The sequence below is a fragment of the Alteromonas sp. RKMC-009 genome, from assembly GCF_003584565.2.
Classification (GTDB): domain Bacteria; phylum Pseudomonadota; class Gammaproteobacteria; order Enterobacterales; family Alteromonadaceae; genus Alteromonas.
This window is the reverse complement of sequence record NZ_CP031010.1, coordinates 3,147,345-3,162,506: the sequence shown is the minus strand read 5'-3', so window position 1 is coordinate 3,162,506 and position 15,162 is coordinate 3,147,345. Positions and strand designations below refer to the sequence as shown.

Sequence of the window (15,162 nt, the reverse complement as noted above, 5' to 3'; positions counted from 1 at the left end):
GTAATTCGTGAACATTCGATTTAGTTTGCGCGCAGTTATGCTATACTGCGCGCCGTTTTTTCATAGGGGTGGAATACCATGCAGGTAATTGAAGGTAATATTCGCGCGACAGGCAAGAAATTCGCGATTGTTGTGTCACGTTTCAACAGTTTTGTTGTAGAAAGCTTGCTTGAAGGTGCGCTGGATACGTTAGAGCGTCACGGTGAAGTCAGCGACAATGACATCACACTGGTTCGCGTGCCGGGTGCATATGAATTACCTGTAGCAGCAAAAAAACTGGCAGAAAAAGGCCAGTTCGATGCGATTATCGCTTTGGGTGCGGTGATCCGCGGTGGTACGCCTCACTTTGATTTTGTTGCCGGTGAGTGTAACAAAGGTCTGGCGCAGGTATCACTGGAGTATGGTATTCCGGTCTCTTTCGGTGTTATCACTACAGATTCTATCGAACAGGCTATTGAGCGTTCCGGTACCAAAGCGGGGAACAAAGGTGCAGAAGCTGCACTGGGTGCCCTTGAGATGGTGAACGTTGTTTCAGCGCTTAACGATCTTTAACCGGGGGTTACGTGAAAGTATCCGCACGTCATAAAGCCAGAGAACTTGCCCTTCAGGGTGTTTATTCATGGCAAATGAGCAAGAACGATATCGCCCAGGTGGAGTTATCACTTGCGACCAGTAACGATATGCAGAAAGTCGACATGGTGTATTTCCAGGCCATGTTGCGCGGTGTTGCGGAAAATGCAGAAGCATTAGACGTAAAAATTAAGCCATACCTTGGCCGTTTACCGGAAGAACTGGATCCTATCGAAAAAGCGATTCTGCGTATTGCTACCTATGAATTAACTGAGCGCATGGACGTGCCTTATCGCGTAATTATTAACGAAGCCATTGAACTTGCTAAATCTTTTGGTGCCGAAGAAAGCCATAAGTTTATCAATGGTGCGTTAGATAAAGCGGTGAAGACGTTACGTCAGCACGAGCGTTAACAGCGATCTATTTACGTACCTGTACGTAATGACACGACGACACTGAATTAACCGGTAAAACGTGAAAGAATTTGATCTTATTGGCCGTTACTTTGCAAATGGCGGCCATCAACGAAAAGACGTAATCGTCGGCATCGGTGATGACTGTGCTGTTACGTCTGTTCCTGCAAATCAGCAGCTCGCCATTACCACTGATACACTGGTGTCCGGCGTGCATTTCCTTAAAGATGCGCCTGCCAGATCCGTAGCCTATAAAGCAGTTGCTGTTAATCTCAGCGATCTCGCCGCAATGGGTGCAGAGCCAGCCTGGATTTCTCTTTCCCTGTCTATGTCTCATGTGGACGAAGCCTGGATGGAAGAATTTGCCAGTGGCCTGTATGAGCTCACCAGATACTATTCTGTGCAGCTCATTGGCGGTGATACGGTACGCGGTCCTCTGGCGATGACTATCACTGCACAGGGTTTCATTCCTCCTGAAGCTGCATTGAAGCGCAGCACGGCGAGACCCGGCGACTGGATATATGTTACCGGCACTACCGGTGATGCCGGCGCGGGTCTGGATATTCTCAAAGGGTCACGTGAAGCCAAAGAGGAAGACAGGGAGTTTCTGGTTAAACGTCATTTGTATCCCACTCCGCGTGTAGCTGTCGGAGCGGCACTGCGACGCATTGCCTCTTCCTGTATTGATGTGTCAGACGGCCTGCTGGCTGATTTAAATCACATTCTGAAAGCATCAAATTGCGGTGCAACTTTGCACGTAGACCGCTTACCCGTGTCTTCGGCCTTGTTCAATTGTGTGGGTGCACAGGATGCCTACCGATATGCGCTGACTGCCGGTGATGATTATGAACTGGTGTTCACTGTAAACGAAGAGCAGCGTGGCAATCTGGAAACGTCTCTGGCCAGCACAGGTGTAAAGGCTACCTGTATCGGTCAGGTAACGGGGCAGGCAGGCAAAACAGACTTAAAATTGTATGACGAGCCGTATCAACTGAAAGACGTTGCGGGCTACGAGCACGATTTTTAATGCAACCTGAGTACCGTGCCAGAGTATCAATGAAAAATCCGGTGCATTTTTGTGCACTGGGCTTTGGCTCCGGTCTGATCCCGTTGATGCCGGGGACGTTTGGTTCTCTGGCAGCGATTCCCTTAATTCTGCTCCTTGCGCCGGCCGGTAACGTTATTTATATAACGGCGACGATATTGAGCAGCATCGCCGGCGTGTACTTTTGCGGTAAAACTGCCACAGATATGGGCGTTCATGATCACGGCTCCATTGTCTGGGATGAAGTGGCCGGTATGCTTCTCACTTTTCTGTTTGTTCCGCTGAGTATGTCTACGCTTATAGCCGGTTTCGTGTTATTCCGCATTTTTGACATTTTGAAGCCCTGGCCTATCGGACCGGTTGATAAAACGGTTCACGGGGGACTTGGCATCATGCTGGATGATATTCTTGCGGGGATCATGGCTTGTGTGTGCCTGCATGGTCTCATATGGCTGGTTCCCGCCATAGGTTAACCTCACGGACTTATCGAATAAAAAAGCCGTTCTGTGTGAAGCAGAACGGCTTTTTCGTTTATCTTTTACAGTAACCTTTCTCAGTCGCCAAAATACGCCTGCACCTGACGGATAATACCGGCGGTGTCGAGACCATGTTCAGCATACATTTCCTGCTGGGTACCCTGCAAAATGAAGCTGTCAGGGAGACCAAGATGGAGTGTGTGCATTCTTTGCTTCGCAGATTGCAGATATTCTGTTACTGCAGAACCGGCACCGCCCATGATACAGCCATCTTCCAGGGTCACGATACCTTCGTGCTCCTTGCAGATTTCATCAATAACCGCAGTATCCAGAGGTTTAACAAAGCGCATATCAACCACTGTGGCATCGAGAGATTCAGCAGCTTCCTCTGCATATGGTAGCAATGTACCGAAATTCAAAATAGCAAGCTTGTTACCTTTACGAAGCGTACGTGACTGGCCTAACGGGATTTCAGTCATGCTTTGCTGCGGCGTGATGCCTTTCCCCGCACCACGTGGATAACGCACAGCAGCAGGCTTCTGCGCCTTATGACCGGTATAAAGCATCTGACGACATTCATCTTCATCAGCAGGGGTCATAATGATCATGTTAGGAATACAGCGTAAAAACGCTATATCAAATACGCCCTGGTGAGTTGGACCGTCGGCACCAACCACACCGGCGCGGTCGATGGCAAACAGCACAGGTAAGTCTTGCAGCGCCACGTCATGGATCAACTGATCGTAAGCCCTTTGCAAAAAGGTAGAGTAAATGGCAACAACGGCGTTATACCCTTCTTTGGCAAGACCGGCACCGAAGGTCACAGCGTGCTGTTCTGCTATGGCCACATCAAAATATTGTTCAGGGAACTGCTGGGAAAACTTCACCATGCCAGATCCTTCACGCATGGCAGGGGTAATAGCCATGAGTTTGGGATCCTGAGCCGCCATATCGCACAACCACTGGCCGAAAATGGCCGAAAACGTGGGGGCTGAAGGTGCAGATTTAGGCAGGGCGTTATCTTCCGGATTAAATTTTGGAACAGCGTGGAATTTTATCGGATCCTGTTCCGCTACCGGGTAGCCTTTCCCTTTTCGTGTAACTACGTGCAGGATGTGCGGGCCTGAGAACTGACGCATGTTGCGCAGGGTATCGACCATGCCATTAACATCATGGCCGTCAATGGGACCAATGTAATTAAACCCGAGCTCTTCAAAAATAGTGCCCGGCACTACCATGCCTTTGATGTGCTCTTCTGCACGGCTGGCAAACTCTTTAATCGGCGGAACATTACTCAGCAGCTTTTTACCGCCATCGCGGATTTTATTGAAAAAGTTACCGGTAAGCAGACGGGCCAGGTGACTGTTCAGTGCACCGACATTTTCCGAGATAGACATCTCATTGTCGTTAAGTACCACCACCAGGTCTTTGTTTATGTCCCCGGCATGGTTCAACGCTTCAAACGCCATACCTGCTGTCATCGCACCGTCGCCGATAACAGCAACCACTTTACGGTCTTTGCCTTCTTTATCTGCTGCGACAGCCATACCCAGTGCGGCGCTGATGGATGTAGACGAGTGACCGACAGCAAAGGTGTCGTACTCACTTTCCGGGGGCCACGGGAACGGGTGCAGACCATTTTTTTGTCGGATCGTCGACATGCGGCCGGCACGGCCGGTCAAAATTTTATGCGGGTAAGCCTGATGGCCAACATCCCACAATAAACGGTCGAATGGGGTGTTATACACATAGTGTAAAGCCACGGTCAGTTCTACTGTGCCAAGGCCGGAAGCAAAATGGCCACTGGTCTGACTAACTGAAGCCAGTAAAAACTGTCGCAACTCATCAGCCAGTTCACGGAGTTTTTCCTGTGGCAGCTTTCTGAGTTCATCCGGCGTCAGTGCCTGTGCCAGAACAGGATAGTGCGTTAATTCTAAACTCATTGTTATCGTTTCATTATGTTGTTTAGCATAAATCAGTATGTCCGTTTTACCATCAGGTCCGTAAACTCAGACAGCAATCCGGTATTGTAGGGCAAACTGTCTAAAGCTTGAAGGGCACTGGCATGAAGACGGTTTAATTCAGCCTTCGCCTGTGCCATTCCCAGTAATGCCGGAAACGTATTTTTGCCAAGTTCAATATCGGAACCCTGCGGTTTGCCGGTGACTTCGGCATCACCTTCCACATCCAGAATGTCATCCTGAATTTGAAAGGCCAGTCCCATGTCTCCCGCGTAACCCGTCAGTGCTTCCCGGTGCTCCGGTTTAAGATCACTGCAAAGTACCGTAATCATTTCCGCGCAGGCCTGCAGCAATGCGCCGGTTTTAAGGCGATGCAGGCGGGTAAGGGACGCAATGTCTATCGTGGAACCGGTAGCTGCAAGGTCTATCGCCTGGCCACCGCACATGCCGGCGTATCCAGAGGCTCTGGCAAGAATACTGACCAGTTTTGCGCGCTGACCATTGGCGAAGTCGCTCATGGGAGCATCAGCAAGAATACTGAACGCCAGGGTTTGCAAGGCATCTCCGGCAAGGATAGCCGTCGCCTCATCAAACTGAATGTGACAGGTGGGCTTTCCGCGGCGAAGATCGTCATCGTCCATTGCCGGCAGGTCGTCATGAGCCAGAGAATAAGCATGAATGCATTCTATCGCCATGCTCACTGCGGCCTGATCCTGACCGGGAATATCCAGTGTGTTACCGATGATATGTACCAGTAACGGACGCATACGTTTGCCACCGGCAAGGAGCGCATATTCCATGGCTGCGCGAAGTTGTGGTGCGTGATCAGGAAGTGCGGCAACGAGGCGCAGCAAGCTTTCGTCAGTGTCGTGCTTAATCTTCTGACGTAAGCTGTCAATATTTGTCATGAATTACCTGTATAACAAGGTGGAGCGGAGCGGTCTCTCCGCCAGATTTTATCAGTCTTCAGAAGGGGTGAAATCAACCAGCGTTTGTTCACCTTGCTCAGCGAGCAATATTTTGACTTTCTGTTCTGCCTGCGCGAGAGCCTGTTGACTCAGACGGGATAATTTTACGCCACGTTCGAATTTTTCTAAAGCTTCATTCAGCGGCAATTCTCCCGATTCCATTTCCGTCACGATGGCTTCAAGTTCTGCCAGTGATGCTTCAAAAGAGGGCGCAGATGGCGTTTTTTCTGTGGTCACGTCGGATATCCGGTGCAGTTTTAATGATAATCGCGCACATTAACCGGGCAGGCACGCGGGGTCAATTGGTTTGTCCTGTTCCTGTGTGGTCAAACGGCGGGTATCTCTCTGGTTTTATTGACGATACCTAATAATCAGCATTCATCTGGTAATCTTGTATTTTGATTATAGAATTCATAATACCGGCCGATAGAGTTAATGGCATCGCGATAAGAGAGTTTTTTGAGGAGCAATAAGTGGATTTAGCAACCGTCATAGGCATGTTAGGTGGTATCGGCTTTATTGTCATGGCCATGATCCTGGGTGGGGATTTGGGCATGTTCGTCGATGTTGCCTCAGTGCTCATTGTATTCTGTGGTTCTATCTTCGTAGTGATGTCTCAGTTTACGCTGGGTCAGTTTTTCGGTGCCGGTAAAGTGGCCGGCAAAGCATTCATGTTCAAAATCGATCCGCCGGAAGTGCTGATTGAAAAAATCGTTGAAATGGCAGATGCGGCCCGTAAAGGCGGGTTTCTCGCACTGGAAGAAGCCGAAATCGATAATGCCTTTATGCAAAAGGGCGTAGATATGCTGGTAGATGGCCACGACATTGAAGTGGTCAGAGAAACGCTGAAAAAAGATATTCAGATGACCACTGAGCGCCATGAGTTCGGTGGTTCTATTTTTAAAGGTCTGGCCGATGTTGCGCCGGCGATGGGGATGATCGGTACACTGGTTGGTCTGGTTGCCATGCTATCAAACATGGATGACCCAAAATCAATCGGTCCTGCCATGGCGGTAGCACTTTTAACAACGCTTTACGGTGCCTTCCTGGCAAACGTTATCTGTTTGCCGATTGCCGCTAAACTGGAAAACCGTAAAGAGGAAGAGAAACTTAATCAGTCTCTGGTCCTTGACGGTATCGTCGGTATTGCTGACGGTCAGAACCCGAAAGTCATTGAGGGAATTTTGAAAAACTACATCGCTGCCGGCAAACGTGGCGGCGGGGACGAGGAGTAATCTGCTATGTCAGATGAATGCCCTAAATGTCCCCCTCCCGGCCTGCCGGCGTGGATGGGGACGTTCGCTGACCTGATGTCACTGTTGATGTGCTTCTTCGTTCTGCTGCTGTCTTTCTCGGAAATGGATGTACTGAAATTTAAGCAAATCGCCGGCTCTATGAAGTTTGCCTTCGGCGTGCAGAATAAAATTGAAGTTAAAGACATTCCCAAAGGAACCAGTGTTATCGCGATGGAGTTTCGCCCGGGCCGTCCGGATCCGACGCCTATTGAAACCATTCAGCAGCAAACCATCGATATGACTCAGCCAACGCTGGAGTTTCAGGCAGGCGATGAGGACTCATCCGGTGGCCGGCAAACACAGCGCGGGTCCCAGCGTGGTGGTCAGGCTCAGCAAACTGCATCAGACTCTGCGGCTTCATCATCACAAAGCTCTGACAAAGAGCAGGACAACGAAATGATGAAGAAGGTGGCTGAACAACTGCAAAAAGAAGTGGCGGACGGCTCTATTGAAATGGAGTCTTTGGGTCAGCAACTGACAATCCGGATCAGAGAAAACGGTTCATTTTCCGCAGGTTCGGCATTTTTGCAGCCTCAGTTTAAGCCCGTGTTGAGAAAAATTGGCACTTTACTCGCAGAAATGCCCGGTGAAATAGAAATATCAGGACACAGTGACGGCCAGCATATTGCCAATGAGTTGTACCGCTCTAACTGGGATTTGTCAGCACAACGCGCTGTGGCCGTGGCGGAAGAGATCCGCAAAGCGCCGGGATTTGATGAGTCACGCATGTCCGTGACCGGTCTGGCTGACACCAAACCTCTGGTTGAAAACGCAGCCACTGCTGACGACCGTGCCCGCAACCGCCGGGTAGAAATTAACATCAATCAGGGCAAACCGTTATTGTCTGAACCTATTTCGGTACTGGAAGAATAGCAGGGCGGGAGAAGGGCGCAGCGCTGAAGCGCTACGCTCCCCGTTGTATTGTGTCTCTGAAGTGAGGTTTTGACAGGACCAGCTGAACTGTGGAGATAGTCCGTTCCAGAAATCCGCCTTCGCAATATTTAAGATAGTAAGTCCACATGCGCATGAAGCGCTCGTCATAACCATCCTGCATCAGCGGCTCTTTGGCATTGATGAAAGCTTTGTACCAGTCATCCAGCGTCCTGGCATAATCCAGCCCGATATCCTGTAAATCTCTTACAGATAAATCACTGAAACGTTTGAGGTAGTCGTTGATAACCAGCTGCGAGGGCAGAAACCCGCCCGGGAAAATATATTTCTGAATAAAATCCACACTTTTGCTGTAGCTGTCGTAACGACGGTCATCAATGACAATAGACTGCAATAACATCAAACCATCGTCTTTCAGTAGGGAGGCACATTTATCAAAAAAGTTGCCCAGGTAACGTTTACCTACAGCTTCAATCATCTCGATGGACACCAGTTTGTCATACTGGCCTTCAAGGGTCCGGTAATCCTGTTTTAGCAGGGTGATTCTGTCACTCAGATTTTCTCTTTCTATCCAGGCTGCAGCGTAAGCATGTTGCTCTTCAGAGATGGTTGTGGTGGTGACTTTGCAGCCATAGTGCTTTGCTGCATAAACAGCCAGGCCGCCCCAGCCGGTGCCGATTTCCATCAGGTGATCTGACGGTTTCAACTGTAATTTGTCACAGATTGTTTTCAGTTTGTGAGTCTGGGCATCGCTCAGCGAAGCATTAGGATCCGGATAAATAGCCGAAGAGTACATCATGGTCTGATCAAGGAACCGCGTGTATAGCTTGTTGCCTAAATCATAATGGGCTTCAATATTTTTCTTCGCCTGACTTTCGGTATTACGGCGTAAGAAATGCTGTACCTTCTGGAGAGGGAGCACCAGCAGACGGAATTTCTCTTCCCACTTGTCCAGTACGGGTAAGTTACGGGCGAACACTCTGATCACAGAAGTCAGGTCCGGGCTGGTCCATAATCCGTCAGTGTAAGTTTCACCTGATGCCACACTGCCGCCAAACAGCAAATGACGGTAAGCTTTTACGTTGAGTATGTTTACATCAGCCTTAAGCTCACTTTCCGGATCGCCAAATTGGGCTACGGTAGTGCCATGTTCTTTGATTGTCATGTGACCTTCGGGTAACAGTGACAACACTTTAAAAAATGCACTTCTGCAAGCGCGGTCAATACTGCTGGCTTCCTGCTGAAATATAAAAGTGGATTCGCCGTGTGACATTATCTCGGTTCCTGACTTTTAGGGTGATCGTAAATTGGCGCGCGCTTGATAAATAATTTCAGTGCCTGCCAATAGATACCGGCTACGGTTTTTATTGTCATACTGGGTATACGTCTCAGTGTAGAGCGCAGATTCTCATTATTAAGTGAAATTCTTGTCATGTTTACGCCGGCTACAAAATCCTTTTTCTCCGTGTGACAGGCCAGGGATAAGGAAAAGCGCTCACACGGCGGCGTTATCTGCCATTTATAGGTCATCTCCAGCGGGTTGAATGGCGACACATGGAATGCTTTTTCCGTATCCTGTTGGCTGGCCATATCGACCAGATAATAATGTCTTTCATTCCAGGGTGTATTGCTGACTTCAGCCATCATGTGAGTATAGATGCCTGAGGCAGGGTGCCGTAAAAAATAGAAATTTACCGGACTGAAGTACATGCCAAGGGTGCGCAACTGGCCGAGAAAGTAAACATCACCGTCGAGTTCAGCTCCCTTGTTCAGTGACGTCATTTTAGACTTTACCGCAGTTTCAAGGGGCACGCTGGCGTCGCCGCAATAATCGGGGCGGTAGAAGCGGGTGAAATTTCTGCTGTGTACGGAAAACCACTTAAGTGATTCACCGAGACTGTCTGCTTCCGACAGTTTCAGCCAGAACAAAGCGATATCGTATTCAAACTTGTGTTCCACCGGCCTGAACCGCTGGTGGAACGTTTTGCCCAGGTAGATGCCGCTTTCTGTCTGAGAAATGTCTTGCTGACTCACAAAGTTGCTCCGAAGCGTTCGCACACATCCAGAGCGCTTCTGACGCCATCTTCGTGAAATCCGTTGTACCAGTAAGCGCCGCAAAAATGCAGACCGTCTTTCCCGCAGATTTCGCCGCGCCGCTGCTGGGCTGCGACCATGGGCGCACTGTATTGAGGATGAGCGTAATCGTAGCGTCGCAGAATTTTTGCCGGATCAATGGCAGCAGTATTATTGAGCGTGACGCAAAAGGTCACCGGTGCGGTGTCGAAACGCTGCAATATGTTCATATTATAGGTAACAGCTGCCGGGGCATGATTTTCTTCAGGTGTTTCTTTCAGGCGGTAGTTCCAGCTTGCCCATGCCAGCTTTCTTTCGGGTAGCTGAGTGGTATCCATGTGCAGCACGACTTCATTTTTAGCATAAGGGATCGCACTGAGAATGGCGGATTGTGAGGGCGTAGGCTCAGCCAGCATGGCCAGCGCCTGATCTGAGTGGCAGGCGAAGATAACCTCATCATATTGCTCAGGTTCCTGACCACCTGCCGTTACCTGCCAGCCGTTACCGTTTTTTTCTACCCGTGAAACCGGTGTCGACAACTTTATATTGTCTGCAAACCCTTTTGTCAGCTTAGGAATATAGCTGTGAGAACCGTCTATCAGGGTGTACCACTGGGGGCGGTTAGTGACGTTAAGCAGACCATGGTTATTGAAGAACTGCAGGAAGAAGGCCAGGGGAAATTGCTTCGTTTGCTCCAGACTGGCAGACCATATTGCCGCACACATTGGCAAAATATAGTAATTAGCGAATTCGTCACTGAGCCCGAGAGACTTGATATAGTCGAAAAGTGTGATGTCGAAATCACTTTGTTGATTTTCCGCAGCGCGTTCTTTGCAGGCTTTGTTGAATGCCAAAATATCACGTACGATCCGCCAGAACCGTGGTCTGAAGAGGTTACGTCGTTGTGCAAACAGAGTATTCAGGTTGTTTCCGTTATACTCAAGGCCGGTTTTTTCGCTGCGGACGGAGAAGCTCATCTCCGTGGGCTGCCGCCGGACCCCCAATTTGTCCATTAATTTTATAAAGCGGGGGTAAGTCCAGCCATTGAAAACGATGAAGCCCGTATCCACGGGCCACTGTCTGCCTTTTACGTCTATTAATTTTGTTGCCGTGTGTCCGCCAATATAATCGTTGGCGTCGTACACAGTGATCTGATGTTCTTTGTGCAATAAATATCCGCACGTAAGTCCGGAAATCCCTGTTCCGATAATCGCAATTCGCCGTTGCATTATTCTCGTACCTTACTGCTGTTGTCTCATTTTCAGAGACAGCCACCTCTGTATGCCTGCAGGCAGGTTATGCAGCGTGCGCATAATCCAGCCAAACCCTGTAGGGAAGAACAGACTCTTCTTTTGTTTTTCAATGCCGTCCAGCATCGCTTTTGCCGCTTCTTCTGCCGTTATTTTCATAGGCATATCGAAGTCATTTTTATCTGTCAGCGGGGTTTCCACAAAGCCCGGAGACACCGACTGAACTATGATGCCTTTTTCTGCCAGATCCACATCCAGACTCTTAGTAAAATAATGCACAGCCGCTTTGCTTGCTCCGTAAGCTTCTGTGCGGGTAAACGGAATGAGCCTGGCCATACTGTCTACGATTACCAGCTGATCGCCTTTTTTAAGTTTAGGCAATAATGCGTCGACACTGTGAATAATCCCGAAAAAGTTGATCTCAAACACCCGTCTGAACATGTCAGGTTCGAATTTATCTACGTCTACATATTCACAATTGCCGGCATTGAGTACTGCGATATCAAATTGCAGCGGCGCGATGGCGGTGCGTGTAGCTTCCGGGTCTGTTAAATCAAATTTTGCGGTGGTGATATTGGATTCAGATGCCAGCTCCGCCAGCGCTTCCTCATTTCTGCCACAAGCAATAACATGATATCCCTGACGGGCGGCATGCAGCGTGAAAGCTTTTCCTATGCCTGACGTAGCCCCGGTAACCAACATTGTTTTCATGAAGCTAACCTTGCCTTTATTTTTTTGATAATCCAGCGGAGAAGCGGAATGTGTTCATAAACCATTTCTCCCATGTCGTAATAATCACGGTGGTAGAAAATTTTGTCATCACGAACCGTTACAATACTGACACCATCCAGCGTGATAGTTTTCGCAGGTTGCGCCAGCACTAAATGCATTGTCCAGATAACAGTATATGCGCTGGTGTTATCTTTCTGAGACAGCAGGGTTTCGTGAATATCGAACCGGCATGATTGGGTTTCATTCAGCAACTTACTGAAATACGCAATCACATTATCCAGCCCGTGATGAGTGGTGATAGGGTCTATGAACTCGATGTCAGCTGTATAAATGCTATCAAGGTCGTCAGGGTTGACCTTATGTAATTCAGAATAAAATTCACAAAACCGTTCAATGATGCTCATGATGCAATATTTACTGACTGAGTAATGAAGTATGTAAAATCGTCCTGAATGTATACCAATTTTACTTAGTCGCGGATCAGAATCAGGCCGGCAGACGAATTATTAAAGCGTGTAAATACTCCGATCCAAATTTATTTTTCGCCGTAGTTAAGCTCAGTGAATAATGAAAATACTGTATTTATGGCGGCTCAAAATCTCCCTTTATTTCCCTTGTCAGCACACCTTCTTCCCGGTGGCCGGATGGCACTCAGAATCTTTGAACCACGCTACGTGCGCATGGTTAAAGAGGTATGTGCCGGTAATGGTCAACTGGTGGTTTGTATGCTCAACACACAGGGTGAAAAGGAAGCCAACACACACTTCTATCCTGTGGGCACTGCAGCGACTGTTATCGACTTCGATATGCTCGATGACGGGTTGCTTGGCATAAAGGTTGCTGGTGTTAACTGTGTAGAGATAAGTAATGTGAAGACTGAGCCCGACGGGCTGCGTACAGGACACTGTCAGCCACTACCAGACTGGCACTGTGATATTACTTCTCAACAAATTTCACCTATAGACGAACGTTTGCAGGAGATTTTTGAGCGCTACGCTGAGGTAGGCCAGTTATATGATGTTCCGGAGTTCCGGAATCCCATTTGGGTAATGTACCGCTGGCTCGAATTATTGCCCGTAGACGCTAAACAGAAACAGTATTTTCTTGCTCAACGCGATTGCCATAAGTTACTGGATTACTTAAAGGCACTTGTGCAGTAAATCACCGTGTAAACTTTACATGGTTGGGGCATGAAACCATTACAATTCTGTAATCTGCTTGAAACACTCGTCTGTAGCAACTATTAACTTGATAGGATATGGACAAATACTTATGTTAGTTGGAATCCCAGTGGAACAAAGTAACAGTGTAATTAAGCCGAAAGATTGTGCGGCAGAAATGTCAGACTATATTGTTAAAGTTGCCGAACAACGCTGCAAAGCATCGTTTGCAAGGGTGTTTGGATATTTTGCTCCGCGTTTACGTTCTTATGCGTTAAAGCAGATGGGTAATGAAGCTTTAGCCATGGAAATGGTCCAGGATACCATGTCCAACGTATGGCAAAAGGCACATCTGTTTAATGCAGAGAAGGGAAGTCCTTCAACCTGGATTTTTACGATTGCCCGTAACATCCGTTTTGATATGTTACGGAAATTACAGAACAGAAAAGAAGACGTGTGTTCTGACGACTTGTGGCCGGTTCTTTGTGAGCAGACACCAGACGTGAACGAACAGTCGTTGGACGAACAGATTACCCTTGAACAAATCGGGTATATGTTTGAAGAGTTACCGAAAAAACAAAAATCTGTTATTGAAGCCATCTACATTGATGGTAAATCTCAACAGGAAGTTGCAGATGAACTGCATATTCCGTTGGGTACTGTTAAATCCCGTACCCGACTTGCACTGCAACGCCTGAAAGGCATGCTACAGGATCATGATTAATCACCATCCGGAACAAAACCAGCTTTCACAATTTGTTCAAGGTAGTTTATCCCCCGCCGAGTCATTCATTGTCTCGGCGCATTGCGATCTGTGTCCCAGATGCAGAAAAATAGCGTCAGAAGAAACTTCACGGTTTGCTGCAGAGGTATTTGATTTTTCCTCACTGTCTCAAGACGAGCAACTGGAAAGTTACAGCGCCATGCTCGCTGACATTACCCAACTCCCTGCTACGGCAAAGCCGGCAACAAAGGCCGCCTCTGTAAGCTCTATCACTGCTAAACGGGGACGTGGAGAGAAAACCATTGAACTGGATGGTCAGACTTTCGAACTTCCGCCGACGTTACAGCGGGTTATCCACAAAACGGGTTCGTGGTCAGGGCTTGTTGGTAAACTTTGGCAGGCCCCGGTCGATCTCGGATATGCCGGTGTCGCCAACTTTATTTACATGGGGCGGGGAGGCAGTGTACCGGAGCATACACACCGGGGTGTAGAGTATACGCTGGTACTGGACGGTGAATTTCATGACGGCAAGCACCATTACCGTACCGGAGACTTTTTGGTGATGGATGGCAAAGATACCCATGCCCCTTATTCGGATCACATCAGTGGATGTCTGGTATTTACCTTACTGGACGAACCGCTGCATTTCACATCAGGTATCGCCAGACTGTTGAATCCGTTCAGTCATCTTTTCTTCAGATAAGCCTCCCTCGCTTAGCTGAGCGGCTCTGTGAGCATGCTCGAGACACAAAAAAAGCGCCGAAGCGCTTTTTTGTTTATATCTGATTAACTGATGAAATCACTGTCCGGAAAATTCAGACGCAGTGTTTTCATAGCATTTTCTTTCAGCTCAGTCAGACCTAACTGGTCATAGCTTGATACCATGATTTCCAGCGCTTCCTGCACCTGGTCTGTATTCGAGTAGTTTTCCAGTACGTAGCGTCCGCGATTTGCCGCCGCGACAAAAGCTTCCCGGCGCATATAAAAGCGGGCGATGGCAATTTCATACTTCGCCAGCCTTTCTTTGATAAACACCATGCGCTTTTTAGCATCAGCAGCATATTTACTGTCAGGGTATTGCTGGATCAGACGTCTGAAATCTGTGAAAGCTTCACGCGATTTACTGGGATCACGGTCCGAGCGGTCAATCTGCATCAGTTGCTGAAACATGTTTGCATCGGCTTCCATGTTGGTCAGTCCGCGCATGTAGAACGCATAATCCACGTCTGAGTGGTTCGGGTTTAAGCGGATGAAGCGGTCGATGGTCGCCAGCGTTTCGTCAATTTTACCTGATTTATAGTAACTGTAGATCAGGTCAAGTTGTACCTGATTGGACAACGGACCAAACGGATAGCGTGAATCCAGCTCACTGAGTGCGGTAGACGCAGCACCGAAATTTCCGTTCTGCATATTACGTTTGGCATTATCATACATTTGCTGGGAACCCATATTCGCCAGCGCCGCGCGTTGTTCTGAATCGTCAGACGAGCTGCAGCCCGTTACGCTAATCATGACACCAACAACAAGGGGCATCACTAATCGAATTGATTTCATATCTGTTGTCTATTCCTGCTTAACCGACTGATACGTTTAACTGCATTTTC

At 48.4% G+C, this 15,162-nt stretch carries 18 protein-coding genes; 9 read left to right on the top strand and 9 right to left on the bottom strand.

What is annotated here, in order from left to right:
- Positions 1–78: 78 nt before the first annotated feature.
- The 4 genes from ribH to DS731_RS14040 all read left to right on the top strand — a co-directional run bounded on the left by ribH (position 79) and on the right by DS731_RS14040 (position 2,501).
- A complete protein-coding gene (gene ribH / locus DS731_RS14055; protein ID WP_119501925.1) occupies positions 79–552 on the top strand; it encodes a 6,7-dimethyl-8-ribityllumazine synthase in 474 nt (157 codons plus the stop codon).
- 11 nt (positions 553–563) lie between these two features.
- A complete protein-coding gene (nusB, locus tag DS731_RS14050; RefSeq protein WP_119501924.1) occupies positions 564–983 on the top strand; it encodes a transcription antitermination factor NusB in 420 nt (139 codons plus the stop codon).
- A gap of 61 nt (positions 984–1,044) precedes the next feature.
- Complete coding sequence (gene thiL, locus DS731_RS14045; RefSeq protein ID WP_119501923.1) at positions 1,045–2,010, top strand: thiamine-phosphate kinase; 966 nt, start codon at positions 1,045–1,047, stop codon at positions 2,008–2,010.
- Complete coding sequence (locus tag DS731_RS14040) at positions 2,010–2,501, top strand: phosphatidylglycerophosphatase A family protein (protein WP_119501922.1); 492 nt, start codon at positions 2,010–2,012, stop codon at positions 2,499–2,501. The genes thiL and DS731_RS14040 overlap by 1 nt, the downstream gene beginning before the upstream one ends.
- An 80-nt stretch (positions 2,502–2,581) precedes the next feature.
- Here the strand turns inward: DS731_RS14040 and dxs are convergent, their stop codons facing one another.
- Genes dxs through xseB form a run of 3 tightly spaced genes read right to left on the bottom strand, consistent with a single transcriptional unit; the run spans position 2,582 to position 5,670 of the window.
- A complete protein-coding gene (gene dxs / locus DS731_RS14035; RefSeq protein ID WP_119501921.1) occupies positions 2,582–4,447 on the bottom strand; it encodes a 1-deoxy-D-xylulose-5-phosphate synthase in 1,866 nt (621 codons plus the stop codon).
- A 32-nt stretch (positions 4,448–4,479) separates the two neighbouring features.
- The gene (locus DS731_RS14030) at positions 4,480–5,373 is read right to left on the bottom strand and encodes a farnesyl diphosphate synthase (protein WP_119501920.1); all 894 of its coding nucleotides are present in this window, start codon (positions 5,371–5,373) and stop codon (positions 4,480–4,482) included.
- A gap of 51 nt (positions 5,374–5,424) precedes the next feature.
- The gene (gene xseB / locus DS731_RS14025) at positions 5,425–5,670 is read right to left on the bottom strand and encodes an exodeoxyribonuclease VII small subunit (protein WP_119501919.1); all 246 of its coding nucleotides are present in this window, start codon (positions 5,668–5,670) and stop codon (positions 5,425–5,427) included.
- A gap of 236 nt (positions 5,671–5,906) precedes the next feature.
- On the opposite strand from xseB, the gene pomA reads away from it, so the two are divergent.
- Both pomA and DS731_RS14015 read left to right on the top strand, forming a co-directional pair.
- Positions 5,907–6,668 carry a flagellar motor protein PomA gene (gene pomA / locus DS731_RS14020; protein ID WP_119501918.1) on the top strand — a complete coding sequence of 254 codons (762 nt, stop codon included), beginning with the start codon at positions 5,907–5,909 and terminating at the stop codon, positions 6,666–6,668.
- Positions 6,669–6,674: 6 nt separating this feature from the next.
- Entirely contained in the window at positions 6,675–7,601 is a 927-nt protein-coding gene (locus DS731_RS14015; protein ID WP_119501917.1) for a flagellar motor protein MotB, read from the top strand.
- A gap of 31 nt (positions 7,602–7,632) precedes the next feature.
- Here DS731_RS14015 and DS731_RS14010 read toward each other — a convergent pair whose 3' ends face one another.
- From DS731_RS14010 to DS731_RS13990, 5 genes are read right to left on the bottom strand one after another with little or no spacing between them, the layout of a single operon-like run.
- Entirely contained in the window at positions 7,633–8,892 is a 1,260-nt protein-coding gene (locus DS731_RS14010; RefSeq protein ID WP_119501916.1) for an SAM-dependent methyltransferase, read from the bottom strand.
- Positions 8,892–9,653, bottom strand: coding sequence for a DUF1365 domain-containing protein (locus tag DS731_RS14005; protein WP_119501915.1), 762 nt, complete (start codon positions 9,651–9,653; stop codon positions 8,892–8,894). Before DS731_RS14005 ends, DS731_RS14010 begins: the two co-directional genes overlap by 1 nt.
- The gene (locus tag DS731_RS14000) at positions 9,650–10,921 is read right to left on the bottom strand and encodes an NAD(P)/FAD-dependent oxidoreductase (protein WP_119501914.1); all 1,272 of its coding nucleotides are present in this window, start codon (positions 10,919–10,921) and stop codon (positions 9,650–9,652) included. The genes DS731_RS14005 and DS731_RS14000 overlap by 4 nt, the downstream gene beginning before the upstream one ends.
- A 12-nt stretch (positions 10,922–10,933) precedes the next feature.
- Positions 10,934–11,653: an SDR family NAD(P)-dependent oxidoreductase gene (locus DS731_RS13995; protein WP_119501913.1), complete on the bottom strand. Its 720-nt coding sequence runs from the start codon at positions 11,651–11,653 to the stop codon at positions 10,934–10,936.
- Entirely contained in the window at positions 11,650–12,078 is a 429-nt protein-coding gene (locus tag DS731_RS13990) for a nuclear transport factor 2 family protein (protein ID WP_119501912.1), read from the bottom strand. Before DS731_RS13990 ends, DS731_RS13995 begins: the two co-directional genes overlap by 4 nt.
- 240 nt (positions 12,079–12,318) lie before the next feature.
- Between DS731_RS13990 and DS731_RS13985 the strand changes: the two genes are divergently transcribed.
- From DS731_RS13985 to DS731_RS13975, 3 genes are all read left to right on the top strand, one after another.
- Positions 12,319–12,834 (top strand): LON peptidase substrate-binding domain-containing protein, encoded by a 516-nt coding sequence (locus DS731_RS13985; protein ID WP_232373372.1) that lies wholly within the window; start codon positions 12,319–12,321, stop codon positions 12,832–12,834.
- 112 nt (positions 12,835–12,946) lie between these two features.
- Entirely contained in the window at positions 12,947–13,558 is a 612-nt protein-coding gene (locus tag DS731_RS13980) for a sigma-70 family RNA polymerase sigma factor (RefSeq protein WP_119501911.1), read from the top strand.
- Positions 13,551–14,261 (top strand): ChrR family anti-sigma-E factor, encoded by a 711-nt coding sequence (locus DS731_RS13975; RefSeq protein WP_119501910.1) that lies wholly within the window; start codon positions 13,551–13,553, stop codon positions 14,259–14,261. The genes DS731_RS13980 and DS731_RS13975 overlap by 8 nt, the downstream gene beginning before the upstream one ends.
- A gap of 83 nt (positions 14,262–14,344) precedes the next feature.
- Here the strand turns inward: DS731_RS13975 and DS731_RS13970 are convergent, their stop codons facing one another.
- Positions 14,345–15,112: an outer membrane protein assembly factor BamD gene (locus DS731_RS13970; RefSeq protein WP_119501909.1), complete on the bottom strand. Its 768-nt coding sequence runs from the start codon at positions 15,110–15,112 to the stop codon at positions 14,345–14,347.
- Positions 15,113–15,162: the final 50 nt, after the last annotated feature.